The 24,768-nt window shown below is 71.6% G+C and carries 21 protein-coding genes and 3 pseudogenes; 13 read left to right on the top strand and 11 right to left on the bottom strand.

All coding sequences use genetic code 11. The annotated features are described in order from the left end of the window. Positions 1-10: 10 nt before the first annotated feature. From AC5P1C_RS13930 to AC5P1C_RS13905, 6 genes and pseudogenes are all read left to right on the top strand, one after another. A complete protein-coding gene (locus tag AC5P1C_RS13930; protein WP_493866095.1) occupies positions 11-982 on the top strand; it encodes a carbohydrate ABC transporter permease in 972 nt (323 codons plus the stop codon). Then, positions 979-1,842 carry a carbohydrate ABC transporter permease gene (locus AC5P1C_RS13925; protein WP_493866094.1) on the top strand — a complete coding sequence of 288 codons (864 nt, stop codon included), beginning with the start codon at positions 979-981 and terminating at the stop codon, positions 1,840-1,842. Before AC5P1C_RS13930 ends, AC5P1C_RS13925 begins: the two co-directional genes overlap by 4 nt. Positions 1,843-1,946: 104 nt before the next feature. Then, entirely contained in the window at positions 1,947-2,963 is a 1,017-nt protein-coding gene (locus tag AC5P1C_RS13920) for a hydroxyacid dehydrogenase (RefSeq protein WP_493866093.1), read from the top strand. Continuing rightward, the gene (locus AC5P1C_RS13915; protein WP_493866092.1) at positions 2,960-4,849 is read left to right on the top strand and encodes a DUF2264 domain-containing protein; all 1,890 of its coding nucleotides are present in this window, start codon (positions 2,960-2,962) and stop codon (positions 4,847-4,849) included. Before AC5P1C_RS13920 ends, AC5P1C_RS13915 begins: the two co-directional genes overlap by 4 nt. Positions 4,850-4,921: 72 nt before the next feature. Beyond that, positions 4,922-5,032: pseudogene (locus AC5P1C_RS13910) on the top strand (MerR family DNA-binding transcriptional regulator); the annotation flags it as partial. Next, positions 4,996-5,663: pseudogene (locus AC5P1C_RS13905) on the top strand (glycosyltransferase); the annotation flags it as partial. The pseudogenes AC5P1C_RS13910 and AC5P1C_RS13905, both read left to right, overlap by 37 nt. Before the next feature lie 21 nt (positions 5,664-5,684). On the opposite strand, the gene AC5P1C_RS13900 reads toward AC5P1C_RS13905, so the two are convergent. Continuing rightward, a complete protein-coding gene (locus AC5P1C_RS13900) occupies positions 5,685-7,337 on the bottom strand; it encodes an amidohydrolase (RefSeq protein WP_493866091.1) in 1,653 nt (550 codons plus the stop codon). A gap of 62 nt (positions 7,338-7,399) precedes the next feature. Then, positions 7,400-8,857 carry a purine-cytosine permease family protein gene (locus tag AC5P1C_RS13895; RefSeq protein ID WP_493866090.1) on the bottom strand — a complete coding sequence of 486 codons (1,458 nt, stop codon included), beginning with the start codon at positions 8,855-8,857 and terminating at the stop codon, positions 7,400-7,402. A gap of 215 nt (positions 8,858-9,072) precedes the next feature. On the opposite strand from AC5P1C_RS13895, the gene AC5P1C_RS13890 reads away from it, so the two are divergent. Continuing rightward, positions 9,073-9,642 (top strand): TetR/AcrR family transcriptional regulator, encoded by a 570-nt coding sequence (locus AC5P1C_RS13890; RefSeq protein ID WP_493866338.1) that lies wholly within the window; start codon positions 9,073-9,075, stop codon positions 9,640-9,642. 65 nt (positions 9,643-9,707) lie between these two features. Continuing rightward, positions 9,708-9,932, top strand: a pseudogene (locus AC5P1C_RS13885) (hypothetical protein); the annotation flags it as partial. Between the two features lie 131 nt (positions 9,933-10,063). Here AC5P1C_RS13885 and AC5P1C_RS13880 read toward each other — a convergent pair. Both AC5P1C_RS13880 and AC5P1C_RS13875 read right to left on the bottom strand, forming a co-directional pair. Then, complete coding sequence (locus AC5P1C_RS13880; RefSeq protein ID WP_493866089.1) at positions 10,064-10,366, bottom strand: hypothetical protein; 303 nt, start codon at positions 10,364-10,366, stop codon at positions 10,064-10,066. Between the two features lie 90 nt (positions 10,367-10,456). After that, complete coding sequence (locus AC5P1C_RS13875; RefSeq protein ID WP_493866337.1) at positions 10,457-11,929, bottom strand: cytochrome P450; 1,473 nt, start codon at positions 11,927-11,929, stop codon at positions 10,457-10,459. A gap of 136 nt (positions 11,930-12,065) precedes the next feature. On the opposite strand from AC5P1C_RS13875, the gene AC5P1C_RS13870 reads away from it, so the two are divergent. The 3 genes from AC5P1C_RS13870 (at position 12,066) to AC5P1C_RS13860 (ending at position 14,047) form a co-directional block, all read left to right on the top strand. Beyond that, the gene (locus tag AC5P1C_RS13870) at positions 12,066-12,677 is read left to right on the top strand and encodes a TetR/AcrR family transcriptional regulator (protein WP_493866088.1); all 612 of its coding nucleotides are present in this window, start codon (positions 12,066-12,068) and stop codon (positions 12,675-12,677) included. A gap of 96 nt (positions 12,678-12,773) precedes the next feature. Further along, positions 12,774-13,385, top strand: a complete 612-nt coding sequence (locus AC5P1C_RS13865; protein ID WP_493866087.1) for a TetR/AcrR family transcriptional regulator — start codon at positions 12,774-12,776, stop codon at positions 13,383-13,385. Between the two features lie 50 nt (positions 13,386-13,435). Next, the gene (locus tag AC5P1C_RS13860; RefSeq protein WP_493866086.1) at positions 13,436-14,047 is read left to right on the top strand and encodes a DUF2867 domain-containing protein; all 612 of its coding nucleotides are present in this window, start codon (positions 13,436-13,438) and stop codon (positions 14,045-14,047) included. A 14-nt stretch (positions 14,048-14,061) separates the two neighbouring features. On the opposite strand, the gene AC5P1C_RS13855 is transcribed toward AC5P1C_RS13860, so the two are convergent. From AC5P1C_RS13855 to AC5P1C_RS13835, 5 genes are all read right to left on the bottom strand, one after another. Next, positions 14,062-14,253 (bottom strand): DUF5999 family protein, encoded by a 192-nt coding sequence (locus AC5P1C_RS13855; RefSeq protein ID WP_493866085.1) that lies wholly within the window; start codon positions 14,251-14,253, stop codon positions 14,062-14,064. A gap of 125 nt (positions 14,254-14,378) precedes the next feature. Then, positions 14,379-14,825 (bottom strand): hypothetical protein, encoded by a 447-nt coding sequence (locus tag AC5P1C_RS13850; protein WP_493866084.1) that lies wholly within the window; start codon positions 14,823-14,825, stop codon positions 14,379-14,381. A gap of 5 nt (positions 14,826-14,830) precedes the next feature. Further along, entirely contained in the window at positions 14,831-15,466 is a 636-nt protein-coding gene (locus AC5P1C_RS13845) for a hypothetical protein (protein ID WP_493866083.1), read from the bottom strand. Positions 15,467-15,642: 176 nt separating this feature from the next. After that, positions 15,643-16,920: a PucR family transcriptional regulator gene (locus tag AC5P1C_RS13840; RefSeq protein WP_493866082.1), complete on the bottom strand. Its 1,278-nt coding sequence runs from the start codon at positions 16,918-16,920 to the stop codon at positions 15,643-15,645. Positions 16,921-17,058: 138 nt separating this feature from the next. Beyond that, positions 17,059-18,372: a lipase family protein gene (locus AC5P1C_RS13835; RefSeq protein WP_493866081.1), complete on the bottom strand. Its 1,314-nt coding sequence runs from the start codon at positions 18,370-18,372 to the stop codon at positions 17,059-17,061. A 165-nt stretch (positions 18,373-18,537) separates the two neighbouring features. On the opposite strand from AC5P1C_RS13835, the gene AC5P1C_RS13830 reads away from it, so the two are divergent. Then, positions 18,538-19,866: an AMP-binding protein gene (locus AC5P1C_RS13830; protein WP_493866080.1), complete on the top strand. Its 1,329-nt coding sequence runs from the start codon at positions 18,538-18,540 to the stop codon at positions 19,864-19,866. Here the strand turns inward: AC5P1C_RS13830 and uvrA are convergent. Then, a complete protein-coding gene (uvrA, locus tag AC5P1C_RS13825) occupies positions 19,834-22,401 on the bottom strand; it encodes an excinuclease ABC subunit UvrA (protein WP_493866079.1) in 2,568 nt (855 codons plus the stop codon). The two genes, AC5P1C_RS13830 and uvrA, sit on opposite strands and share 33 nt — an antisense overlap. A 124-nt stretch (positions 22,402-22,525) precedes the next feature. Between uvrA and AC5P1C_RS13820 the strand changes: the two genes are divergently transcribed. Next, positions 22,526-23,269 (top strand): MerR family transcriptional regulator, encoded by a 744-nt coding sequence (locus AC5P1C_RS13820; protein ID WP_493866078.1) that lies wholly within the window; start codon positions 22,526-22,528, stop codon positions 23,267-23,269. Here the strand turns inward: AC5P1C_RS13820 and AC5P1C_RS13815 are convergent. Beyond that, positions 23,266-24,723 (bottom strand): FG-GAP and VCBS repeat-containing protein, encoded by a 1,458-nt coding sequence (locus AC5P1C_RS13815; RefSeq protein WP_493866077.1) that lies wholly within the window; start codon positions 24,721-24,723, stop codon positions 23,266-23,268. The genes AC5P1C_RS13820 and AC5P1C_RS13815 overlap by 4 nt on opposite strands. Positions 24,724-24,768: the final 45 nt, after the last annotated feature.

Below are 24,768 nucleotides of genomic sequence, written 5' to 3'. Positions count from 1 at the left end.
GTGACCCCCGATGACCACGACCGCGCCCCCGGCCCGCGCCACCCGCACCGCCGACGCCCCCGTCCCCGACCGCCGCGCCCGCACGCGGGCGCGGCGCCGTGAACACATGGCGTGCGGCGTCCTGATGACCCCGTTCCTGATCCTGTTGGTGACGGTCTTCCTGATACCCGTCGGCACCGCGGTCTGGCTGAGCTTCTTCAGCGACGACCAGCCGGGCCTGGGCTTCGGCCCCGAACGCACGGTCTTCGTGGGCCTGCGCAGCTACACGGCCGTCCTCACCGACCCGACCTTCCTCGGCAGCCTCGGCCTGGTCGCCCTCTACTGCCTGATCTATATCCCGCTGATGGTGATCGGCGCCCTCGCCCTCGCCCTGCTGCTCGACTCGGGCGTCGTACGGCTGCGCGCCTGGGCCCAGTTGGGGCTCTTCCTGCCGCACGCGGTGCCCGGCATCATCGCGGCCCTCATCTGGCTCTACCTCTACACGCCGGGGCTCAGCCCGGTCATCGACCTGCTCGACAAGGGCGACATCACCATCGACCTCCTCGGCGTGCACACCGTGCTCCCGTCGATCGTGAACATCGCCCTGTGGAGCAACCTCGGCTACAACATGGTGATCTTCTACGCCGCCCTGCAGGCCGTGCCCCGAGAAGTGATCGAGGCCGCCGTCGTCGACGGCGCGGGACCCGTGCGCACCGCACTCCAGGTCAAGGCGCCCCTGGTGCGCTCATCGATCCTGATGGTCGCCATGTTCACCCTGATCTGGGCGATGCAGCTGTTCACCGAACCCATGCTGCTCAGCCAGTCGTCCCCGATGATCAACTCGCGCTTCTCGCCCAGCATGTACATCTACGACGCGGCCTTCACCCGCAACAACTACGGCCTGGCCGCCGCCGCCTCGGTGATCCTGCTCCTGTGCACGGTCGCCCTCTCCTACGGCGTCACCCGCTGGACGAACCGCTCCCAGAAGGAGGCCGCACGATGAGCGCCGACACCCTCACCGCGCACCGCCCCCGCCTCCTGGGCCGCGCCGTCGTGAACACCGTGGTCGGCATCGCGGTGCTCTACACCCTGCTGCCCGTCCTGTGGCTGGTGCTCGCCGCGTCCAAGAACCGGGACGCGCTGTTCAGCAGCAACTTCTTCTCCCTGTCCGACTTCTCCTTCGTACAGAACCTCCGCGACCTGTTCGCGATGGACGGCGGGCTCTACGGCCGCTGGTACACCAACAGCCTCCTGTACGCCGTCCTGGGCGCCGCGATCAGCGCACTGGTGAGCGTCGCCTGCGGCTACGCCTTCGACAAGTACCGCTTCCGGCACAAGGAGAAGGTCTTCGGTCTGGTGCTCGCCGCGGTGATGGTGCCGCAGACGGTGCTCGCACTGCCGCTGTACCTGATGGCATCGGCCACGGGTGTCGTCGACACCTTCTGGGCGGTGTTCATCCCCGTCCTCTTCAACCCGTTCGGCGTCTACCTCGGGCGGATCTTCAGCCAGGGGTATGTGCCCGACGAAGTGCTCGAAGCGGCCCGGGTGGACGGCGCGGGGGAGCTCACCACCTACCTGCGGGTCTCGCTGCGCATGCTGGGGCCCGGCCTGGTCACGGTGTTCCTCTTTCAGCTCACCGCCATCTGGAACAACTTCTTCCTGCCGATGGTGATGCTCTCGGACGAGAAGCTGTACCCGGTCAGCCTCGGCCTCTACACCTGGAACAGCTCCGCCACCGTCTCGCCCGAGTACTACCCCGTGGTGATCATTGGTTCGCTCCTCGCGGTCCTGCCGCTGATCCTCGCCTTCATTCTGCTGCAACGCTTCTGGAAGTCGGGTCTCACCGCGGGCTCGGTCAAGTGAGCCGTGCGGACCATGTGAACCACGTGAACCACGTGAACCACGTGAACCACGTGAACCACGTGAACCACGTGAACCACGTGAACCATGTGAAAGGGAATGTGTTGATGAACGGCAGCCGCCGGCCGCGTGCCGCGCTCGCCATGGCCCGGGACGCGGCGACGGCCGTGCTCGGCCCCGACGCCCTGGCCGCCATCGGCCGGGTCTGCGATCTGGTCCCTGGCACGGTCCTGGACGACTTCACCACGCGGGAGGCACGCTCCGTGCTCCGGGACGTGGAGGTCCTGGTCACCGGCTGGGGCTGCCCGCCGCTGGATGCCGCCGCGCTCGCGGCCGCGCCCCGCCTGCGGGCGGTCGTGCACACCGCGGGGTCGGTACGCGGCCACATCACCCCGGAGTGCTGGGAGCGCGGCATCGAGGTGTCGTCGGCCGCCGCGGCCAACGCCGTGCCCGTCGCCGAGTACGCCGTTGCCATGATCCTGCTCACCGGCAAGCAAGTCCTTGAGCGCGCACGGGAGTTCAAGGCCACCCGGCGCCGTGACGAGTGGCTCGGCCTGTCGCACGGCGTCGGCAACTACGGCCGCACGGTCGGCATCCTCTCCGCCTCGATGATCGGCCGCCGTGTCATCGAACTCCTGCACCCGTACGACCTCCAGATCCTGCTGCACGACCCGTACGTCTCCGACGAGGAGGCCCTCGCCCTTGGCGTACGGCCGGTCGGCATCGCCGAGCTCTTCGCGAGCAGCGATGTCGTCAGCGTCCACACACCGCTGCTGCCCGCCACCCGCGGCCTGGTCGGCCGCGAACTGATCGCCGCGATGCGCCACGACGCGGTGCTCATCAACACGGCACGCGGCGCGGTGCTCGACCAGGACGCCCTCACCGAAGCCGCGCTGGCCGGCCGCGTCCGCGCCGTCCTCGACGTCACCGACCCCGAAGTCCTGCCCCCCGACCACCCGCTGTGGGAGTGCGACAACGTCACGATCACCCCCCATCTCGCCGGTTCACAGGGCAACGAATGGGAGCGCCTCGCCGATCTCGCCGTCGCCGAACTCGGCCGCTGGGCCGCGGGCGACGGCTTCGCCCATGCCGTACGACGCGAAAGGCTGGCCTACCTCGCATGAGTATCCCCGGACTGTCACTGCCCGAGGAGAACCGGCAGTTGAGCCCGTACACCGGCTACACCCGCGAGCACTGGGAGGCAGTCGCCGACGGCCTCCTGGGTGCCGCCTGGCAGTGGGCCACCCCGCGCGGCGCCCTGCTCGACCTGCCGGGGCGGCCCTCCGCCTCGGGCGTACGGTCGGACGGCCTGGAGGGATACGCCCGCACGCTCCTCGCCGCGGCGTTCCGCGTGGCGGGCGCCGATGGCAAGGACCCGCACGGCTGGCTCGACCGGTACGCGGAAGGGCTCGCGGCGGGCACCCGTACGCCGGGCCGCGACGACGCCGAGTCGTGGCCGCTGATCCTCGACCACCACGTCCAGGGCCAGCCCATGGTCGAATCCGCGTCCGTCGCCCTCGGCCTGCGGCTGACCCGCCCCTGGCTGTGGGACCGGCTCGACACCGACGTACAGGACCGTGCCGTGGAGTGGCTGCGCGGCGCGATACGCCACGTCCCCGCGCCCAACAACTGGTACCTCTTCCCCTACACCGTGGCCGGATTCCTGGAGTCGGTGGGCCGCGGCGACGCGGAGACGGCCAGGGCGCGCCGACGGGCGCTCGACCTCCTGGAGACCTGGTACCGCGGCCAGGGCTGGTACGCCGACGGAGACGGCCGCGCCTTCGATCACTACAACGGCTGGGCCCTGCACCTGTACCCGACGCTCGACGCACAACTGGGCGGTGATCAGGGTCAGTTGGATCGGCACGGCGCTCGCCTGCACGAGCACCTGGAGAGCTTCGGGCTCCTCTTCGGGGGCGACGGCGCCCCGATCCACTTCGGCCGCTCCCTGACCTACCGCTTCGCCGCGGGGGCGTCCGTGGCCCTCGGCGCGGTCACCGGCCACACGCCCCTCACCCCCGGCACCTCGCGCCGCGTCCTCAGCGGATCACTGCGCTACTTCCTCGACCGCGGCTCCGTGGGTGCCGACGGCCTGCTCGGCCTCGGCTGGCACGGCCCGCACGACGCGACGCTGCAGTCCTACTCGGGACCCGCGTCCCCGTACTGGGCTTCGAAGGCGTTCGTCGGTCTCCTCGCCCCGGCCACCCACCCCCTGTGGGCCGAACCGGAGGAACCCGCCCCCAGCGAGAGCCGCGACCAGGTCGTCGCGCTGCCCGCACCCGGACTGCTCGTGCAGAGCACCCGCGCGGACGGGATCGTACGACTGCACAACCACGGCAGCGACCACGCCCGCCCGCACGAGGCCCAGTCCGCGGCCCACGAGGACCCGCTCTACGCGCGCCAGGCCTACTCCACGAGGACCGGACCCACGGCGCGCGGCAACACCGCGGACAACCACATCACGGTGGAGGTGGCCGGGGTGCGCAGTGCCCGCTGCCGCATCCAACCGCTGGGCGCGGGGCAGGGCGAGGGGTGGGGCTGGGCCGCCTCCCGGCACGTTCCCGCCTTCGTGAGCGGGCCGCCCATGGTGCCGGGGCTGCGCGTGGAGAGCGTCACCGTGGCCAAGGGCCGCCACGAACTGCGCGTGCACCGCGTCGTCGGCGCACCGCACGGCGCCCGTGTCACCCACACCGGCTGGGCGACGGGGCCGGAAGAGGACCTGCTCTCCGCGCTCCACCCCCTGCACGGCTGGACCGGCCAGGACGAACAGCGCGCACCCCAGGGCACGGCCTTCACCCGGTGGGCCCGCATGCCACGGCTCACTGCGGAGACGGAGGGCACGGCCGTGTATGCCGCTCTGGCCACCCTCACCGGTGTGCCGCACCCCACCTCATCGGCGGATGTGGCGTCCGTGGTGAGCGCGACCGCGGAGACCGTCGAGGTGCGGTGGGCGGACGACGGCTCCGTGACACGGATCGCCTTTGATCCGCCGGTGGTCGAGCACGGCTGATCGTCGCGCCCGGGTGACTTGACCCTCACGTCGCGTCAGGCTGCAGGCTTGGCGCGACGAAAGGCGAGGTCCATGAGGTACACCGTGGGGCAGGTCTCCGGGTTCGCGGGGATCACCGTCCGTACTCTGCATCACTACGACCGGTCCGGGCTGCTCGTGCCCAGCGAGCGAAGTCCGGGTGGCCTGTCCTGCACGGGTTCAGCACGGCCGTGGTGCCCCGGCCCGCGGACTGGCGCGAGGGCCTCGACGTCGTCGGCAACTGGTGGCCGCACCATGACCCGGACACCCCGCTGCCCGCCGCCTTCGAGGACTTCCTGCGGGCCGGGCCGCCGCCCGTCTTCATCGGGTTCGGCAGCATGGCCGCAGGGGAGGGCGCCCGGCTGAGCGAGCTGGCCGTCTCCGCGCTGCGCCGGGCCGGGCTGCGGGGAGTGCTGCAGGAGGGGCGGGCGGGGCTGATGGCGCACGGCGACGACATCCTCAACGTCGACGAAGTGCCTCACGCGCTCCTCTCCCGCGCATGGCCGCCGTGGTCCATCACGCGGGCGCGGGCACCACGGCGGCAGGGCTGCGGGCCGGGGTGTCCGCGGTCCCCGTACCCGTCATGGCGGACCAGCCGTTCTGGGCCGCGCGGCTCGCCCGTCTCGGTGCGGCCGGCGCGCCCATCCCGTTCGAGGAACTCACGGCGGAGCGCCTCGCCGAGCAGCTGGGCCGCGCGGTGTGCGAGGCCGCGTACAAGGAGGCCGCCGGTGCCGTCGCCCGCCGGATGGGCGTGGAGGACGGCGCCGGTCATGTCCTCAAGGCGGTCGAGCGGTTGGGCTGGTCCGCACGCGCCCGGCTAGCCCACCGTCACCACCCCGCCCACCACCACGACATCGGCCTTCGTCCCCGGAATGTCCTCGGGACGTACGCGCAGGATGTCCCGCGACAGGACGACGAAGTCCGCCAGCTTGCCGACGGTCAGCGAACCGCGGTCGTCCTCGAGGAAGTTGGCGTAGGCGGAGCCCATCGTGTAGCCGTGCACGGCCGTCTCGATGTCGAGCGTCTCCTCGGGCTGCCAGGCTTCGCCGCCGCCGAGGGGGCGGCGCGTGAGGGCCGTGTAGATGCCCGCCATCGGGTCCATCTCTGCGACGTTCCAGTCGCTGGACAGCGCGAGCACTGCCCCCGCCTCGTGCAGGCTCCGCATCGGCCAGGCCTTGTGCCACCGGTCGGCGCCGATGTTCTCGGCCCAGTCCTGGCCGGGGCCCGCGATCTCGGGTGCGCAGTGGCGCGGCTGCATGCAGGCCACGACGCCGAGTTCGGCGAAGCGCGGGGTGTCGGCGGGGTCCAGGCACTCGACGTGGACGATCTGGTGGCGGGCCTCGCGCGGGCCGTTGAGGGTGCGGGCGTGCTCGACGGCGTCCAGGACCGTGCGGATGCCCCGGTCGCCGGTGGCGTGCACGAAGCACTGGAAGCCGCGGGCGTCCAGCTTCGCGAGGAGCTCCGCGAACTCGTGAGGGGGGTAGAACGTGTCGCCGCGGTGCCGCCCGCATCCGGAGTACGGCTCCAGGAGCGCGGCCGTGCGCGGCTCGACGACATCGTCGATGTAGAGCTTGAGCGGCCCGACGCGCATCCGGTCATCCGCGAACCGCCGTGCGGCGGCGGCGAAGTCGTCCAGGTCGGCATCGGTCGTGCCGCGCGGATGGAAGAGCGCGGCGACGATGCGTGAGCGCAGCCGCCCCTCCTCGCGGGCGCGGGTGAAGAGCTCCAGGTCGTCCAGGGAGTTCTGCGGTTCGACGACCGTGGTGATGCCGAAGCCGATCGCGTCGTCCAGGCTCTTGGCGAGGCGGCCGTACTGCCGGTCGGGCGACGCCCACGGCAGACCGAGCGCGCGCAGCGCCCGGTGGCCGTCGCGGGAGAGCCCCTTGATCGCGAAGTCCTTGATGAATCCCGTGGGTTCGCCGGTCGCCGGGTCGGTCTCGGCGCGGCCGAACGGCAGCGACGTACGGTCGCGGTCGACGCCGAGACGGCGCAGGGCTGCGGAGTTGAGCCAGGCGGTGTGCACGTCGTAGCTCAGGACGAAGGCCGGTGTGTCGCCGGTGACGGCGTCCAGGTCGGCGGCGTTCGGCATGCGGCCGCCGGGGATCGCGGAGTAGTCGAACGCCTCGGCCTCGATCCAGTCGGCGCCCGGATTCTCGGTGTGCCAGGCGCGGATGCGGTCGTGGATCTCGTCGAGGGTGCGGGCGCCGGAAAGCTGCACGCAGGCGTCGTCGGAGCCGAGGCGCACGTGGTTGTGGGCGTCGATGAAGCCGGGCAGGACCAGGCGCCCGCCGCCGTCGACGACCTGTGTTCCCTTGCCGATCCAGGAGGCGGTTTCCGTGTCGGGTCCGAGCCAGGCGATGCGCCCGTCCAGGACGGCGAGGGCCTCGGCCGAGGGGAGTTCGGGGTCGACGGTGTGGATGCGGGCGTCGCGCAGGACGAGATCCGCGGGCCTGGGGGTGGTGCTGGTCATGAGGGGTGAACTCCTGGAGCGGTTCGGGTGGTACGGGTGGTGCATGTGGTGGTTAGGGATGTTCAGGGTGAGGCGGGCAGGGACGTGCGAACGCCGCGGCGGGCGAGCGCCCAGTAGGTGACCCCGGCGACGGCCGACCCGAGCAGGGTGAGGTCGCCGCCCCCGAGCGGCGCGACCAGCGGGCCCGTCCACAGCTCGGAGTCGCAGGTCAGTGCGGCGAAGGCCATTCCGGTGACGAGGGCGGCCATCCCGGCAGGGTGGAATCCGGCCCGGTACCAGTAGGCACCGCCCCGCCCGGTCGTGTGCAGGGCCGCGGTGTCGTAGTGGCAGCGGCGCAGCAGCATGTCGGCGAGGAACACCCCGCCCCACGGCGCGAACACGATGATCAGGAGGGAGAGGAAGCTGAGCAGCGACTCCGTGAAGTCGGTCAGGAACAGGGCACCGAGCGAGCCGAGCGCCGTCACGGCGACGCTGATGACGATGGCCTTCGCGCGGCTCCAAGGGATGCCGAGCACCTGGAGGTTGAGGCTGGAGGAGTAGAGCGTGAGGATCGAGTTGGTGACCGAGCCGCCGAGCACGAGCAGCAGGAACACCGGCTGGAACCACCCCGGAAGCAGCTTCTCCACCCCCGCGACCGTGTCCGTCATGTCGGCCTGCGTGGCGGCCGCGACCCCCGCGACACCCAGCGCCACGGACGAGACGAGGCCGCCGAGCGCGCCGGTGACGGTGATCGAGCGCAGGGAGGTGCCGCGCGGCAGATAGCGGGTGTAGTCGGCGGGCATCGGCAGATACGAGAACGGCCCGGCGAGCATCACCACGAACGCGAGCGTCCAGCCCGAGAAGCCCGCGCCACCGCCCGTTGCCGCACCGAGGTCGGCGTCGGGCAGTACGAAGACGAGCAGCACCCCGAAGCCGGCGGCGAGCACGTACGCCATCCAGCGCTCGGCGAGCTGCACGGTGGCGTGCCCCCACATGGCTACGGCGAAGGTCATCGCGAGGGTGACCGCCAGCGCCAGGGCGCGCGCCGCGTCCCCGCCCGCCCATCCGAGGTCGGTGAAGAGGGCTTCGAGGGCGAGCGTGCCGACCACGGTGTTGACGATGGTGTAGCCGATGGAGACCACCCAGTTGAGCAGCCCGGCGGGGAGGTTCCCGAGGACGCCGAAGGCGGCGCGGGATATGACGAGGGTCGCCGTGCCGGTGCGGATGCCGCTCAGTCCTGCCGCGCTGATGGCGAAGAAGGAGAGTCCGCCGATCAAGACCACGGCGGTGGCCTGCCAGAAACTGAGGCCGAAGCTGACGGCGAGGGCGCCGTTGATGACGTAGGTGAAGGTCAGATTCGAGCCGAACCAGAGCCAGAAGAGATCCTTGGCGCTGCCGTGCCGGTCCTCGTCAGGTATCGGATCGATGCCGTGGGTCTCGACGCGGAAGACCTCGTCGCTGGTGACGCCGGTGCCTATTCGTGTCGTACCTGCGGTCGTCCCTGTTTCCGTCCCGGCCGAATCCGGGGCCTGTTGCGCCATGCGGGCACCTCACTCTCCGGCACCCAGACTTTGAATGCCGTTCTATGACCTAGAACGGCATTCAAAATGCGCCACGAGTCGGGGAGCCGTCAAGACCCTGCGGGAAATCGGCCGCGTTCACCGGGGATAGGGTCGGCGGGACGGAGCAGGACGCGGGGACCGGAACGGGAGCAGGCGTGGCACGACGGCGGGACGGGCAGGTCGCGCGGGACCGGATGCTGGAGGAGGCGATGACGGCGATCGCCGAGAACGGCCTCGCCGCGCTCACCATGTCCGCGCTCGCCGAGCGCCTCGGCACCAGCGGCGGCCACATCCTGTACTACTTCGGCAGCAAGGACCGCCTGCTCCTGGAGGCGCTCAGCTGGAGCGAGGCCGCGCTCACCGAGGAGCGCCGCGCGCTGCTCGCGGGGCGGGCGGCTCCCGCACGCAAGCTCGACCGGTTCCTGCGGATGTACCTGCCCACGGGGCCCCGAGACCCGCGCTGGATGCTGTGGATCGAGCTGTGGGCGCGTGCCGGTGCGAACGAACCCCTCCGCGCGGCCCAGGACGACCTCGACAGCGGCTGGCAGGCGGATCTGGAGGCACTGCTCACCCAGGGCGCGGCTCAGGAGGCCTTCGCGGTGGACGACGCCGCGGGCCGTGCCGGTGAACTTCTCGCCCTCCTGGACGGCCTGAGTACGCGTGTCGTCCTGGGGCAGCGTGGCGCGGACCGCCGGGGTGCCGTCGCCTCGGCGCGCTCGGCGGCCGAGCGGCTCGTCGGGCGCCCCGAGCCGACCGGCGCGTAGCCCGAGCGGCCGAACGGGCAGGTCGGGATGGTCATGACGGAGCCGGAGCGTGGAAGCCTCCAGACATGACCGAAAGCGCGAACCTCTATATGGCGAACCCTCGGATCACGGTCCTTGGCGTCAACCCCGGCCGACCGCCCTTCCGCATCGTGGAGCTCGACGGCGAGGTGGTCGGCGAGGCCAGGGAACTCGTCGACGTCCTGGAGGTGGCCGCTCAGGCGGGTGTCGTCGTGCACGACGTGGACGACCCGGACCTGGTGCGCTGGGTGGGCGGCGACAAGTTCACCTGGAAGCCGAAGGGGCCGGCGAGATCAACGGCAGCAACGGCAGCAACGGCAGCAACGGGACAGACGGAGCCGACGGGGCCAACAGGACCGTTGGGGCCGACGGGATCGACGGGATCGACAAGGTCGACGGAGGCCTAAGGAGCCGAACTAACGGAGGCCGAACTAGCCGAACTAGCAGAACCGGCCGAACTCGCCGGAGCGGGGCGCCCACGGGGATCAGGGCGGTCGGGCTCGAGGTCGTAGATCCTGTTCAGGAGCTCGGCCTCGTTGCCCGTCAGGCCCGCGCGGCGCAGCGCTTCGTCCGCCTCCGCGATGGGGCCCGCGAGCAGCGAGGCCGCCGCAGCCGGTGAGGGACCGGACAGTGCGGCACGTGCGGTGTGCAGCAGCCGCAAGCAGGCCTGGGCGGCGGCCAGTTCGGGGGTCGGCGTGCTGGTCATGTCGAGAGCTCCTCTGCGCGGGGTCGGACGGTCCGATGGCTCGCACCGGTGGACCCTCCACTCTTGCGCACGGGTCTGACAATCGAGCCCCTACGCGGCCGTGGCGCGGCGAGTGAGCCGCAGAGTGAGGCCTTCGGGCATGAGGGTGAGGCGCTCGGCGACCCGCAGGCGGTAGCCGGGGTCGGCGTGCAGGTCGTAGCGGCGCAGCAGCAGCCCGAGCACCAAGGTCGCCTCGTGCAGCGCGAACTGACGGCCTATGCAGGCCCGCGCTCCCGTGCCGAACGGCTTGAAGACATGGGCGGGACGCGCGCGTACCGCCGCGGGGGTGAACCGGTCGGGGTCGAACGCCTCGGGCCGCTCGCCCCAGGCGGCAGGATCGCGGTGCAGCAGCGTGGCGAGGACGAGCGCCCAGGCACCTTCGCGCACGGGGTGCACGCCGCCGATCGTCGTGTCGTGCCGGGCCTGGCGGGAGAACCCGGGCGCGGTCGGCCACAGCCGCAGCGACTCGTCGAGCACCCGGCGCAGATAGCGGAGCTTGGCGACCTGCTCGTACGCGGGTTCCTCCGCGGCACCCCAGACCTCGTCGACCTCCGCCTGCGCACGGGCCAGCACTTCGGGGGAGCGCGAGAGGTAGTGCAGCGCGAACGACAGGGCGCCCGAGGTCGTCTCGTGCCCGGCGACCAGGAAGGTGATGACCTGACGGCGGATGTTCTCGGCGGAGAGCCGCTCACCGGTGTCGGGGTGGGCGACCTCCAGCATCCGGTCGAGCAGGTCGCCTGCGCCGGGGCCCGATGTGGCGCGGCGGGCGGCGACCACGTCGTCGACGGTGCGGTTGAGGTAGGCCATGTCGGCGGCGTTGCGCCGGGTGGCGCCGCGCAGGAGCAACGGGGCGAGCGCGGGCGGCACGACGTTGCGGCGCTGGGCATAGGAGAGCGTGCCGACCATGGCCGACACGAAGGGGTGCGGCCGGGACCGCTCGAAGGAGCCGAAGTCGTGCCCGAAGCCGGTGCGGGCGATCGTCTCCAGGGTCAGCTTCGTCATGTCGCCGGGCACGTCCACGGACCGGCCCGCCGACTCGCGGTCGTCCCAGCGGGCGGTCAGCTGCCGGGCGACGTCCAGCATCAGCGGGTGGTAGCCGGCCATCGCGTCGCGGCTGAAGCCGGGCGCGAGGATGTCGTGCGCCAGCTGCCAGTTGGGCTCGTGGTTGTACGCGGTGAACAGGCCGTCCCCGGCCACGGGCCGCAGATTGGCGACGCCGAGGCCCACGTGCTTGGCGAACCGCGACTCGTCGGCCAGCTCGGCCGCGAGTTCGGCGCCCCAGACGAAGACGATCTCCTTGCCGAAGGCCTTGCGGCGGAAGATGGGCCCCAGACTGCCGCCGAGCTTCATCGAGTCCTGTACCGGAGTGCGGACGTTGGCACCCAGGACGTCGCCGATCAGGGGCAGGCGGCGCGGCGGATGCGGGATGAGGTCGAGGCGCGGCCACCCGAGCTCGGCGCTGCGGAACCCTTTGGGGGGCCCGGAAGGCGCGGCGGACCCGGCCGGCTCAGCACCCTCCGCCATCTGCGATGTCTGCGACACCTGCGCCATGTGTGCCATCTCCCTTGTGCCGCAGACCCGTTGAGCCTGTTGTACGTGGATTCAATAAGCGCTCCCAGTCTGGTCCCGCTATTGAATCCACGTCAAGTAAGGTGCTCGCATGGTCGCGAACCCGCAGGAGCGCACCCGCCGCAGGCTCAGCACAGAGGAGCGCAGGGAGCAGCTGCTCTCGGCAGGTGCGCGGCTCTTCGCGCAGAATCCGTACGACGACGTGTGGGTCGAGCGGGTGGCGGAGATCGCAGGAGTCTCCCGGGGCCTGCTGTACCACTACTTTCCGACCAAGAGCGACTTCTTCGCCGCCGTTGTGCGGCGCGAGAGCGAGCGGATGCTGCGGCTGACGGCAGCCGTGCCCGGCGTCCCGGTGCGCGATCAGATCGGCACGGGCCTCGACACGTTCCTCGCGTACGTCGAGTCGCACGCCGAAGGCTTCCGCGCGTTCCACCGCGCGGAGGAGACGGGTGACGCCACGGTCCGCAGGATCTACCGCGAAGGCCTTGCGGCCCACGAGGACCAGATCCTGCAAGCCCTGGCGGCTGACCCCGAAACGGCGTCCACCGCCCACGAACTGCCCACCCTGCGCCTGGCCGTGCGCGGCTGGCTCGCCTTCATGGTGACCGTCTGCCTGGAGTGGCTCGAGGAGCCGGAACTGCTGCCGCGCGCACAGGTGCGTGACCTGTGCGCGCGTGCGTTGCTCGGCGCGATCGCGCCGTGAGGTGACCCCCCTCGGGCGGTGGCACGCGGCCCCCAAGTAACCTACATACATGTCTGTATGTGAAACAGGTCGGCGATGACGGGGCGACCGCAAGGCGTGCGCGAGAAGCAGGCGGACCGGCGTGCCCGGACCCGGAGCGCCCTGCTGGAGTCGGCGGCACGCGGCCTTTCCACGTACGGGTACGGCAACTTGGCGCTGGAGCGGGTGGCGACCGAGGCGGGCTACACCCGTGGCGCCCTGTACCACCTGTTCGCCAACAAGGAAGAGCTGGCGCTGGCCGTCGTGAGATGGGTCGAGGAGACCTGGAACGCGGAGGTGGGTGGCCCTGCCGCCGATGAGCCCGACCCCGTCGACGCGCTGCTCGTGATGGCGCGGGGGCACGCCGTCTACTGCCGCCGTGACGTGGCCCGGGTGATGAGGGCGCTGTCGGTCGAGTTCTCCGGGCAGGACCATGCCGTTGGCCGCGCACTCGCCGAAGTCATCGACCGGCTCGTCACCGAGTGCGCCCGGCGGATCGCCGCCGCACAGGGCAGTGGCGCGATCCCGCCCGGCCCGCCTCCCCAGGAGGTCGCGCTCGCCTACATCGGCACCCTCGAAGGCCTGGTGAGCAGCCTGGCCGGGCACGTCCCGCACGACGTCGAACTGATCGACAGGGCGGTCCGGGGGCTGCTCGGCCTGCCGCCCAGGCCTTACGCGGCCGGGGAGTAGAGCGTCGGCGTCTCCTCGCCGACGGCGCACATCGATACGGAGGTTCAGGAATGAAACTGCCGAAGACCGCGCACACGTCACGCCCTTGGCGGATCCACGAACTCACCCGCGACTTCCAGGTGGAGGACGTCTGGGCACTGCCCACGCCGGGTGGCCCCGATGAACTCCCCAGGCTGGTGGCGCAGACCGTCGGAGGGGACTTCCCGCAGGGCGCGTCGCCGGCCGTCCGCTTCGTCTGGGCCGCCCGGTGGAAGATCGGCGCGGTGCTCGGCCTCGACCGCCCGAAGACTGGCATCGGCTCGCGCGTGCCCTCGCTCAGGGATCGGATGCCGGAAGATCTGCGGGCCGCTCCGACGGGTCCGCAGACCGTCGGCTTCCCCTTTACGTCGCTCTATCTGCTGAAGGACGAGTGGGCCGCGGAGATGGCCAACAAGACCGTGCACACGGTCATGCACATGAGCTGGGTCCAGGACGGCAACGGCGGATACCGCGGGCAGATGGCGGTTCTCGTCAAGTCGAACGGGTGGTTCGGCGCCGCCTACATGGCCGCGATCAAGCCCTTCCGGTACGTGATCGTGTACCCGGCGCTGATGCGGGCCATCGAGCGTGAGTGGCGAAAGGGAGCCGAGGGGCAGCCGCCGGTGCGTACCCCTCAGTCGTGAGGCTCCGCAGGCACTCAGGCCGCCATGGTGAGCGGCCGCGTCACCGCCACCACGCGTCCGTCCGGCAGCAGTTCGCCGGTGTCGTCGAAGACGATCGTGCCGTTGCACAGCAGGCTCCAGCCCTGTTCGGGATGGGCGGAGACGATCCGGGCCGCGAGGTGATCGGCGCTTGCGGCGGGCGGGCAAGGGGGCTGGTGGGCGCACATGGTGTACCTCCGGATGGGGGTCGCGAACCTTGCGCGCGGCCCGGGATTTCTTTTGGTTTCTCCTAGTGTGAGTTAAGACTCTGGCAAACGCCTCAACTCATCGCTTGGAGAGGCTACTTGCGCCGTCAGGTGGGGAGGAAACCGGCCCGGAAGTGCGCCAGGAGTGTGGTACGGGACGTGGTGTCCGCGTCCGTCAGGCGGCCCGCGGCCCAGAGGAAGAAGTCGTCGGCCTCCGCGTCGATCCAGTCGTACGTGGGGTCGAAGGGGCCGGGATCCGGTGCGGGGTAGCGGAGTTCGAGGGCCGTTCCCCACGCATCCTCGACCGTGAAGCGGCGGCTTCCGTCCGGTGCACTGGAATGACGGACCGTCACTGTCCGGCAGTCCCAGCGGTGTTGGCCGTACTGGATCCAGAGTGTCGGTTCGCCGTCGGACGGGTCGGCGTACAGGGCCGCCGGTGCCTCCTCGCCCACGTGGGCGAAGCCGTGGCAGCGGCCGGACGCGGGGGCGAGGAGACCCGTTCGGGGGTCGAGGGCCCACGTCCGGCCGTGGTGGTCGTAATCCTGAAGCAGCATGGAGGTCAGACGCGCGGCGGGATGCCGAGTTCCTTGTCGACGGCGGCGCTGGTGCGGGTCGCCGCCTCGATGACCTTGGCCCAGCTGCCGTACTTGGCGAACTGCTGGTCCGCCGTCGGGCCCAGTGGGTTGCCGTACTTCTCCATGTTCCGCTGCTCCAGCGCCTGCACCTCCTCGGGGCTCATCCCGGCGCGGGTGATGTCCTTGGCCTCGTTGCGCATGTCGACGAGGACGCGGGCGATCTCCTCGTCGGAGCGGCCTTCCTCGTGCATGCGGTCCGCCACGCGCTCCATCGTGTCCAGGAGCCGGTGGTAGCGCAGCCGCACCTCGCGCGCCCGCTCCCGTTCCTCCGGGCTCATCTGCCGGATCAGGCAGACCGCGGGGTCCTTGCTGCTGCACGGCTCATCAGGTGAGGGCGGCGGCGCGAGGAGCCTGGTGGCGGACGGCGCGCTGTGCACCAGCGCGTCCGTGTGGGCGTGTGCCGGGGCGAGCAGGGTGCCGCTGAGGGTGGTGAGCAGGGGGAGCAGGAGGAGGACCACGAGGCGGGGGAGGATCCGCCGGGGGATGCGGGGGGTCCGCTTCGTGGTCGGTACGGCGGGTGCAGCGGTTACGACGGGTACGGCCATGAGACGGGCACGCACGTAAGGACTCTCCTTCGCCTGGGAGTTGGGGCGAAGGGGACATTACGGCGCGATAACGGCCGCGGACGGCCGCCTTCGCGGCGCGTCCGGGTGACGTACCAAGTGCCCTGGCCGATCGACCGCCGAGTGCCGGTTCACCGCTCCCGGTTCACGGCACCCGGTTCACGGCGCCCGGTTCATCGCACCGCGCTCACCTCGGCGGCAACCGGTCGCAGGCTCAGCGCGTGCAGTGCGAGCTGCATCTCGAACTGCGCCACCGGATCGTGCAGCCGGTCGCCGAACACCTCGTCCAGCTGCCGCAGGCGGTAGCGGACGGTCTGCGGGTGCACGGCGAGGCGCGTGGCCACCTCGCTCGCGTTGTGCCCGCACCGCAGCCAGCACAGCAGGGTCTCGGCGAGGCGCTCCCGCTGCGGTGAGCGGATCTCTTTCAGCGGCAGCAGATGCCGCTGCGCGAGCGCGTCGATCAGCGCCTCGTCGTGGAAGAGAAGCAGCGTCGCCAGATGGTCGGCGCAGTGCAGCAGGCCCGCGCGGGGCAGGATGCCGCGCCGGGACAGCTCCAGGGCGTCGAGCGCCCAGCGCAGCGAGCGCGCCCCCTCGTGCAGCGCGACCGTCGGACCGATCACCGCGCGCAGTCCCTGCAGCGCGGCGGCGATCGAGCGGGCCCGCCCCGGACCCTCCGGGTCGGGCACCACGATGCAGCCGGGCTGCTCGGAGAAGCGGGCGAGGAACTCCGGGGGCACGATGGGCCTGACCGTCTCCGGGGTGAGGGCCTGGTCGACGACGACGACGGCCACCTCGCGCGGGACGGTCCACTGGGCGGTCTGCGCGAGATCGGCGATGGCCTCCGCGGACGCCGGAGGATCGGCGGTGAGCAGGTCGATGAGGCGGGCCCTGCGCTGCTGCAGCTCGCCCGCCGCGTGCAGCCTGGCCTCGGTGTACCCGGCCGTCGTCGCCGCGGCCATCTCGTCCAGGTGCAGGAAGAGTGCCTCGCCGAACGCGGCGAGGACATGGCGGGGCAACAGGTCCGCGTCGACCAGGGCGTTGACCCGCCGCCAGGTGACGCGCGCGCCCAGGCGCAGCGCCGACTGGAAGGAGTCCAGGCTGCGGCCCTCGTCCGCCTCGCCCCTGCCGATGTTCTGGTAGGTGGCCTTCACCGACTCCCAGTCGGTGTCCGGGTGGGCCATCCGGGCCAGGAACCCCTCAAGGGCCTGCTCCACACCCCGGTTCACGACATGCATGTACGTGTCGTCCGTCGGGCGCGCGTACTCCGGGATCTCCGTGCGGATGGCCCGCACCACCTCCGATGTGATGTCGTCGAGAAACGGTCTCACGTGATCGTGCAGGCCCGAGGGAAAGGCCCTGAACGCGGCGGACGACTCCTCTGCCGGGGTGCCCGCGGATGCGGGGGCGCCTGCCGGGGGTATACCGGCGGGCAGCGTCGAACCGTTCACCATGGAGTGCTCCCTCTGCGCGCGGGGGACAAAGGTTTGGTGAAGATACCGCCGCGGGTGGGCGGCGGCCCATCAAGGACGGACAGACATGATGCTGCCTCTTGTCACCCTGGTGACAAGAGGCAGCGCGGGTGAACTCGGCTATGGCAGCAGACAGTTGCCGGACTCCGGCTTGCCCTCGAACCGGTCGCCGAGCCACTTGACCGTGTCGTCCTTCGCCAGTTGGTCGGTCGTCAGGTGCTCGCCCGGATAGACCTTCCACTGGGTGGTGATGTTCGCCTTGCAGTACGCCTTGCGCGTCGCGTCCTCGGTCTCGATCGGGATGACCTCCTCCAGGGCGCCGCGGTACTGCAGGACGGGGAAGTCGATCTCGTACGTGGCGCCGGAGCCCGCGCGGCCGATGCCGGCACCGAGCTTCTGCGCGTCGACGACCTCGCCCCACGTCCTGCCGTCCGGGCCCTTGAGCGCGTAGAGCTGTTCGAGGCTCAGCCGGTCCTTCGTGTTGTCCTCGATCTTCTGGCCCGCGAGGGTCGAGATCGTGCCGAGCAGACAGTGCGACCTGGCCTTCTCGAGGGTTTCCTTGCCCTGGTCGTTCATGAGCGCCTCGAACGGCATCTGGGGATGCGCCGAGGACAGGCCGAGCACGGCGTCGACCATGAAGCCCGCGAAGGGGCTGCCGTTGAGCGCATCGGCGACCACCTTCAAGTCGCCCGGTACGCCGCCGGACGCGTCGCCGACGACATCGAGTTCAGGTGCGTACGAGGCAGCGAGCTGCGCCGCCCACAGGCTGGCCGCACCGCCTTCGGAATAGCCCCACAGGCCGACCTTCGTCTTCGGGTCCAGACCGCTGCCGGGGATCTCGGGTGCCGTGCGCGCGATGTCGAGGAGCGCGTGTCCGGCGTCGAGGCCGGACACGTACGGATGGGTCTGGCCGTCCAGATAGCCCGCGCCGTCCGTCGCGGCGACGGCGTAACCGGCCTTCAGGAGCGCCGCGATGTTCTCGCCCTCGTACTCGTCCTGAAAGGCGCCCGCGAGCTGCTTGGAGAACGCGCACTGCGAACCGAGGCCCAGCGTGCCGGGGTTGAAGGCCACGACGGGACGGCTGCCCCGCCCCTTCCACTGCGTGTCCGGCACGGCGACCGTGCCGGAGACCGCGACAGGCTTGCCCGTGTTGTCCTGCGAGCTGTACTGGACCTTCCAGGCGTGCATCGGGATGTTGCCCGGCACGTGGGGGAGTTCGGTCGTCCGGCAGGCGATGACGCTGCCGGGATCGCCCGGGACGGAACCGGGCACCTCGTAGATCCGCTCGTCCGGGGCGTCGCACGCCGCCGACGCCTCCGGGGCCGCCGCGGCGCCCGCGGTCAGGGTCGGCACGCCCAGGCCCAGGCCCGCCAGGACGGCGGCCGTGGTCAGCGCGAGCAGCCTCTTCTTGCGTTTCGCTCTTGGCCTGCGCACGGGTGCTCCTTCGTTTCGACGGGGGATCAAGGGGGACTGCTGTGCACGCTGTGAAGTTACGGAGCGGTAACCGGGCGTTGATAGTCAGTGCAGCCACAGCCCGCGCGGCCGGAACTGTGCGTGGGGGACAAGTGGCTGTCCGCCCTCCTGCGCCACGATCAGGTCATGACCGAGCCCCAGGTGACGGCCCCGGACCCACGACCGTGGCTCCGCTTCTACGCCGCAGGCGTGCCGCACCGCCTGCATGTCCCCGACGTCACGCTCCCCGATCTGCTCGACACGGCGGCCCGGCGGCATGGAGGCCGCTCCGGGTTCAGGGGGCTGCACCGCGCGGTGGGCGCCTGCGCCGATACGTTGCGGACGCTGGGCGTCCGGCAAGGTGACCGGGTTGCGCTGGTGCTGGTCAACTGCCCCTGGTTCGCGATCGCGTGGCACGCGGTGCTGCGGCTCGGAGCGGTCGTGGTGGCGATCGATCCGGGGGCTCCGCGGCAGGTGCTGAGACATCAACTGGCTGAATCGGGCGTGGCGTTGGTCATCGCCGACGACTCCGCGAGGGAACGGATCGGTGCCGTGCGCGCAGACACCCGCGTCCGCGATGTCGTCACCGTCCCTGTCGACGGGGAGTGGCCGGGGCCGCGCGGCCGTTTACGCAAGCCGGTCCGGCCCGTGCCGGGCGATGGCGGGCCGAAGGCAGGTGATCTCGCCGTCCTCGCGTACGGCGGCGCCGACGGGCCGGCGGTCATGCTCACGCACGCGAACCTGGTCGCGGCGGCTTACCAACAGGCCCTGTGGCACCCGCAGTTGCGAGACGGCCGGGAGACCGCTCTGGTCGTCACGCCGCTGTGGCGTCCGCGCGGGGCGCTGTTCGGCCTGACCGCGCCGCTGCTCACCGGAACGCGCGCCGTCCTGCTGCCGACCCCGGATCCGCTGCTGCTCCTGCGTACGGCACGCCGCCGCAAGGCGACCCTCCTGGCGGCCGAACCCGCCTACTGCCGACTCCTTCTCCAGCGCCCCACCCACGAGCTGGAGGCCCTCGCCACCGTGCGGACCTGGCTGACCGACACCCTGGACGCCGAGACAGCCGACCGCATCCGGGACTCCGTCGACGCGGTGCTCGTCGAGGGTTACGGCATCCCGGAGGCGGCGGGCGCAGTCCTCGCCAATCCGCGCGGCGCCAACGCCCGCCCCGGCACGTCCGGCCTCCCCCTGCCCGGAACCGAGGTCCGCATCGGCCAGGAGGGCGCCCCGGCGGTCGAGTTGCCGCCAGGACGTGCCGGTGAACTCCTGGTGCGCGGGCCACAGGTCTGCGAGGGCTACTGGGCAGGCCCGGCGGAGACGGGCAGGGGGCTGCTGCCGGGTGGGTGGCTTCGCACGGGCGACGTGGCGGTGCTCGGCCCGGACGGCTTCGTGACCGTCATCGGCGCCGCCGACGACGGCTTCCGCGGCACCTCCGACGTCGCGTCACACCCCGTCCAGGAACGCCCCCGTCCTTGACCCGCTCGCCCGCGCGATCTCCTTCGGAGTGCCCTCGGCCACGATCTCACCGCCCGCCGCGCCGCCCTCGGGGCCCAGGTCGACGACCCAGTCGGCGGCACGGATGACGTCGAGGTTGTGCTCGATGGTGACGACGGTGTTGCCCGCGTCGACCAGGCGCTGCAGCACGCCCAGCAGGCGTGCCGTGTCGGCGGCGTGCAGACCGGTGGTGGGCTCGTCCAGGAGGTACAGGGTGCGCCCGGTGGCGCGGCGGCCCAACTCCTTGGCCAGCTTGACGCGTTGGGCCTCGCCGCCGGAGAGCGTGGTCGCGGGCTGGCCGAGCTGGAGGTAGCCGAGGCCGACGTCCGACATCCGCTGGAGTCGCGTCGCCGCTCCCGGCACGGCGGCGAACAGTGAGAGCGCCTCGTCGACGGTCATGTCGAGGACCTGCGCGATGTCGTGGCCGCCGTATCGAGCGGCGAGCACATCGCGCTGGAAGCGGCGGCCGCGGCAGGCGGGGCAGCGCACCTCCACGGCGGGCAGGAAGTGCATCTGCACCGTCAGCACGCCCGCACCCGTGCATCTCTCGCAGCGGCCCCCCGCCACGTTGAAGGAGAAGTGCCCTGCGGTGAGCCCCCGTTGACGCGCGTCGGCGCTCGCGGCGAACGCCTCGCGGATCGGAGTGAACGCGTCCGAGTACGTCGCCGCGTTCGACCGCGGCACCCGGCTGATCGCCTGCTGGTCGATGGTCACGACCTTGTCGACGTGCTCCCAGCCCTCGATCCCGTCATGGGGGCCCGGCGCGTCGCTCGCCCCGTGGAAACGCTGCCGCGCGGCACGGCCCAGGATGTCGAGCACCAGGGATGACTTGCCCGAGCCCGAGGGGCCGCTCACCGCCACGAGCCGCCCGAGCGGCAGCCGCGCGGTGACGTTCCTGAGGTTGTGCGCCCGTGCCCCGCGGATGACCAACTCGGCGCCGGACGCGGGCGCGCGGAGCGCGGGAAGCGGCATCGCCAGGCGACCGGACAGATGGTCGCCGGTGACCGAGCCGGTGGTCGCCGCCACCTCGTCCGGAGAACCGGCGGCCACGATGTGCCCGCCCGCGCGGCCCGCGCCGGGCCCGACGTCGATGACGTGGTCGGCCGCGCGCAGCACGTCGAGGTCGTGCTCGACGACCAGGACCGTGTTGCCCAGGTCGCGCAGTCGGCGCAGGACGTCGACCAGGCGTGCGGTGTCCGCGGGGTGCAGCCCGATGGTCGGTTCGTCCAGGACGTACAGGACGCCGGTGAGGCCCGAGCCGAGCAGCGAGGACAGGCGCAGGCGCTGGGTCTCGCCCGCCGACAGGCTGGGGGTGGCCCGCTCCAGGGTCAGATAGCCGACACCCACGTCCACCAGGCGGCGCACGCGCTCGCGCAGGTCGTCCACGATGGGCTCGGTGACCTGCCAGGCCCCGTCATCCGTGACCCGCGCCCGCAGGCCGTCGATCCACTCGGCCAGTTCGTCGAGCGGCAGGTGTGACGCGTCGACGATGGTCAGCCCGGCGACGGTGACCCGCCGGCTCTCCGGGCGCAGGCGGGTGCCTTCGCAGTCCGGACAGACGTCGTTGACGAGGAACTTCTCCGTCTTCTCGCGGTAGGCGGCGTCATCGATGCGCTCGGCGTAGCGCCGCAGCATCGCCGTGACCACGCCCTCGAAGCGGCCGCGGCTGACCGCCGTCGGCGGTGCGGCATCGGGGAAGTGCTCACGGAACTCCTCGCTCACCACGCCGTACAGGAGCAAGGCCCGCTGGACATCGCCCAGTTCACGTACGGGCACGTCCGGGTCGAAGGGGAAGCCGTAGTGCTCACCGGCGGCGCGCAGGATCGGGATGTTGCGCGCGGTCAGCACGGGGAGCCAGCCGCGCACGGCGCCCCCGGCGACGCTCAGACCGTCGTCGACCAGACGCCGTACATCTGCCTGGAAGACGGTGCCGATGCCGGTGCAGGTCGCGCAGGCACCGGCGGGCTTGTTGAAGGAGAACGTCCCCATCACCATGCCCGGGACGGGCGCCCCGCAGTGCGGGCAGGGGAGCGCGGGCTGCTCTTCCGGCGAGGCGCCGTCGGCGGGTTCCGTGCCGGACGGCTCGTCGTCCCAGAGCTCGTCGCCGCTCACGTGGTACGCGGGCGGGACGTCCTGCCCGCAGGCCGGGCACGGGCGGTGGCCGATGCGCGCCCACAGCAGGCGCAGATACGTGAAGACCTCGGTGACCGTACCGACCGTCGACCGGGGGCTGCGGTTGGTCAGATGCTGGTCGACGCTGATCGACGGCGAGAGCCCGGTGATCGAGTCGACCGCGGGCTTGCTGACGAAGGTGGTGACCAGGCCGAGCGACTCCAGATACTGCCGCTGGCCCTCCCGGTGCAGGGTGTCGAAGGCGATCGTGGACTTGCCGGAGCCGGAGAGGCCGGTCAGGACGACGAACTGATTCTTGGGGACGGCGAGAGAGACGTTCTTGAGGTTGTGCAGGCGCGCGCCCTTGATGCGGATCGAATCGGCAGTGGCGTTGCTGGCATCCATGCCTTCAAGTGTTCCATTGAAGTGCCCGTTGAGACTTTTGCGCGAGAGTCCCCCGCATACTCCGGGATTCCTGGCGGTTAACCTTCAACTCGGAGGACCGACCGAAGTCAGGAGAGATCTCTTCATGAGCCGAGCAGGGACGGCACTGCGCCCCGTCGATCTGGCGCGCGCCGCCGGTGTCTCCACCCAGCAGATCCGCAACTACGCCGACGCGGGCATCCTGCCGCCCACCCCGCGCTCGCCCGCCGGATACCGCAGGTTCGACACACGCCACCGCGACGCCCTGCTCACCTACCGCGCGCTCCTGCCCGCGTACGGCCCCGACACCGCACAGGCGATCATGCGGGCCGTCCACGCGGACGACATCCCGCTGGCGCTCACCCTCATCGACGCAGGGCACGTCGCACTGCACGAGCAGCGGCTCTCCCTCCGGGCCGCGGGCGAGGCGCTGGAAGCCGTCGCGAAGGAGGCCCCGGACGACACCCCGCAGCCCGACGCCTCCCCCGACGCGCCGCAGCGCCTGCGCATCGGCGAGGTGGCCGCCCGCCTCGGCGTGCGCACCTCGGCGCTGAGGGTGTGGGAATCGGCGGGCCTCCTGGCACCCGAGCGCGAACCGGGCACCCACTACCGCTGGTTCAGCCCCGCCGACGTACGCGACGCCCGCATCGTCAGCATCCTCCGGCAGGGTCACTACCCCCTGCCCCAGATCCACGCCGTACTCGAAGGCCTGCGCGAGACGGGCAGCCCCGACGCGCTCCGTGCGGCCATCGCGCAACGCCTCGCGGGCGTCACGGCGCGCGCCACCGCCATGCTGGCGGCATCCGGCCGACTGCACCGGTACGTGACGGACGCGCCGGACAGGGCCTAGCGCGCCAGGTCCCCGGCGTCGAAGGACACCATGTCCCTTCCCGCGCCGTCGGTGATCCACCAGTCCCGGCCGAAGTCCGGCTGATAGGCGGTGGACAGGACCAGTTCGTCGCGGTGGTCGCCGTCGAGATCGGCCGCGCCCACGGGCAGGCCCGACCAGTGCTGCGGATTGACGGGATCGGGGTCCGGCACGTGGCGGGAGCGTGACAGGTGACGCCAGGGGTTGGAGCCCAGGCCGGGGGAGGAGCCGCCGCGCAGGACGTCGACGCTGCCGGTCGCGCCCTCGCGGTCGCCCGCGCTGCGGACGGCGAGATCGTCGCAGCCGTCGCCGTTCAGGTCCGCGGCGACCAGACCGATGCCGAAGCCGCCCTTGCGGGCGCCGCCCTCGATGACGGCGGGGGCTTCGGTCGCCTTGCCGTAGCGGATGGTCACCAGGCCCCTGCGGTCGGCCGGTTCCAGCTCCTCGTCGTCGGGGATGCCGCTGTCGCCGAGCGCGATGTCGGGCCTGCGGTCGCCGTCGAAGTCGCCGATGGCGACGCTCTCGCCCCGCGGCAGCGGTTCGGGTTCCTCGACCAGGCCGGTCGCGGTGCGGGCACCGCCGTCGAGCAGCAGGGGCTTGCCCGGATCCCCGGGTTTGTACACGAGCAGGTCGGTGGCGTCGTCGCCGGTGACCTCCGCCGCGATCAGCCGCAGCCCGACCACGGCGTCGGCACCCCGTGGGTCCGGGTCGGCGCGCTCGCCGGTCCGCGCGGGTGCTCCGGTGCGCGTGAACGGGCCGTGCAGCACGACAAGGTGCCGCTTGTGCAGGCCGGTGCGGTAGGTGGCCAGATCGGTGTGGCCGTCGCCGTCGAAGTCCCCGGCCACCGGCGGGGCGTCGTAGATGTCATTGGCTTCGCTGATCCGCACGGGCTGGCCCTTGCCGACGTGCGGCAGCCGGATGCGGGCGGACCGGTGATCGGGGTCCGGGCCGTGCGGGCCGCCCCACTGCACATGCGCACTCGCCCCGGCGACCAGGTCGAGGTGGCCGTCGCCGTCCAGGTCGGCGACGGTGGGGCCGGAGGGGCCGTCGGTCATGCCGTCGTGTTCGGGCAGCCGGAAGTCCCTGGGGGTGAACACCGTCGGGTGGTCGGGCCGCGGTCCTTGCGCCGAGCCGCGCAGTACGGCGATCCGTCCGGTCTGGTAGACGTCTCCGTTTCCTGCCGGTACGTCAAGTACCGGATCGGGGTGGCCGTCGCCGTCCAGGTCGGGGGCGGGCGTGCCCACCCGGCCGACGGCTCCTGACGTGGTGGACGGCGCCACCCCGGACGCCTGGCAGGCGCTGTCCGGGATCGGCGGATCGACCACGTGGTTCCGCGCGCCCGTGACGGTGCCCATCACCAGCGCGGTGGCGAGGAGACCGCGAGCTCCTCGCCACCGGAAGCCCTGGCGGCGATCAGCTGCCCCTTCGTACTTCATGTGGCCACTACACCTGATGGGTCCTCCCCGGTTCCAGGGACGAGA

The sequence above is a fragment of the Streptomyces sp. A18 genome (assembly GCF_059026065.1).
This window is presented reverse-complemented; position numbering and strand designations above follow the sequence as displayed.

Bases quoted from the DNA above. Each gene is read 5' to 3' on its own strand.
- AC5P1C_RS13860 (WP_493866086.1), top strand. From the start codon at position 13,436: ATGAAACTGCCGAAGACCGCGCACACGTCACGCCCTTGGCGGATCCAC.
- AC5P1C_RS13870 (WP_493866088.1), top strand. From the start codon at position 12,066: ATGGTCGCGAACCCGCAGGAGCGCACCCGCCGCAGGCTCAGCACAGAG.
- AC5P1C_RS13815 (WP_493866077.1), bottom strand. From the start codon at position 24,723: ATGAAGTACGAAGGGGCAGCTGATCGCCGCCAGGGCTTCCGGTGGCGA.
- AC5P1C_RS13840 (WP_493866082.1), bottom strand. From the start codon at position 16,920: ATGGTGAACGGTTCGACGCTGCCCGCCGGTATACCCCCGGCAGGCGCC.
- AC5P1C_RS13875 (WP_493866337.1), bottom strand. From the start codon at position 11,929: ATGGCGGAGGGTGCTGAGCCGGCCGGGTCCGCCGCGCCTTCCGGGCCC.
- AC5P1C_RS13925 (WP_493866094.1), top strand. From the start codon at position 979: ATGAGCGCCGACACCCTCACCGCGCACCGCCCCCGCCTCCTGGGCCGC.
- uvrA (WP_493866079.1), bottom strand. From the start codon at position 22,401: ATGGATGCCAGCAACGCCACTGCCGATTCGATCCGCATCAAGGGCGCG.
- AC5P1C_RS13895 (WP_493866090.1), bottom strand. From the start codon at position 8,857: ATGGCGCAACAGGCCCCGGATTCGGCCGGGACGGAAACAGGGACGACC.
- AC5P1C_RS13830 (WP_493866080.1), top strand. From the start codon at position 18,538: ATGACCGAGCCCCAGGTGACGGCCCCGGACCCACGACCGTGGCTCCGC.
- AC5P1C_RS13900 (WP_493866091.1), bottom strand. From the start codon at position 7,337: ATGACCAGCACCACCCCCAGGCCCGCGGATCTCGTCCTGCGCGACGCC.
- AC5P1C_RS13855 (WP_493866085.1), bottom strand. From the start codon at position 14,253: ATGTGCGCCCACCAGCCCCCTTGCCCGCCCGCCGCAAGCGCCGATCAC.
- AC5P1C_RS13850 (WP_493866084.1), bottom strand. From the start codon at position 14,825: ATGCTGCTTCAGGATTACGACCACCACGGCCGGACGTGGGCCCTCGAC.
- AC5P1C_RS13915 (WP_493866092.1), top strand. From the start codon at position 2,960: ATGAGTATCCCCGGACTGTCACTGCCCGAGGAGAACCGGCAGTTGAGC.
- AC5P1C_RS13890 (WP_493866338.1), top strand. From the start codon at position 9,073: ATGCTGGAGGAGGCGATGACGGCGATCGCCGAGAACGGCCTCGCCGCG.
- AC5P1C_RS13820 (WP_493866078.1), top strand. From the start codon at position 22,526: ATGAGCCGAGCAGGGACGGCACTGCGCCCCGTCGATCTGGCGCGCGCC.
- AC5P1C_RS13930 (WP_493866095.1), top strand. From the start codon at position 11: ATGACCACGACCGCGCCCCCGGCCCGCGCCACCCGCACCGCCGACGCC.
- AC5P1C_RS13880 (WP_493866089.1), bottom strand. From the start codon at position 10,366: ATGACCAGCACGCCGACCCCCGAACTGGCCGCCGCCCAGGCCTGCTTG.
- AC5P1C_RS13920 (WP_493866093.1), top strand. From the start codon at position 1,947: ATGAACGGCAGCCGCCGGCCGCGTGCCGCGCTCGCCATGGCCCGGGAC.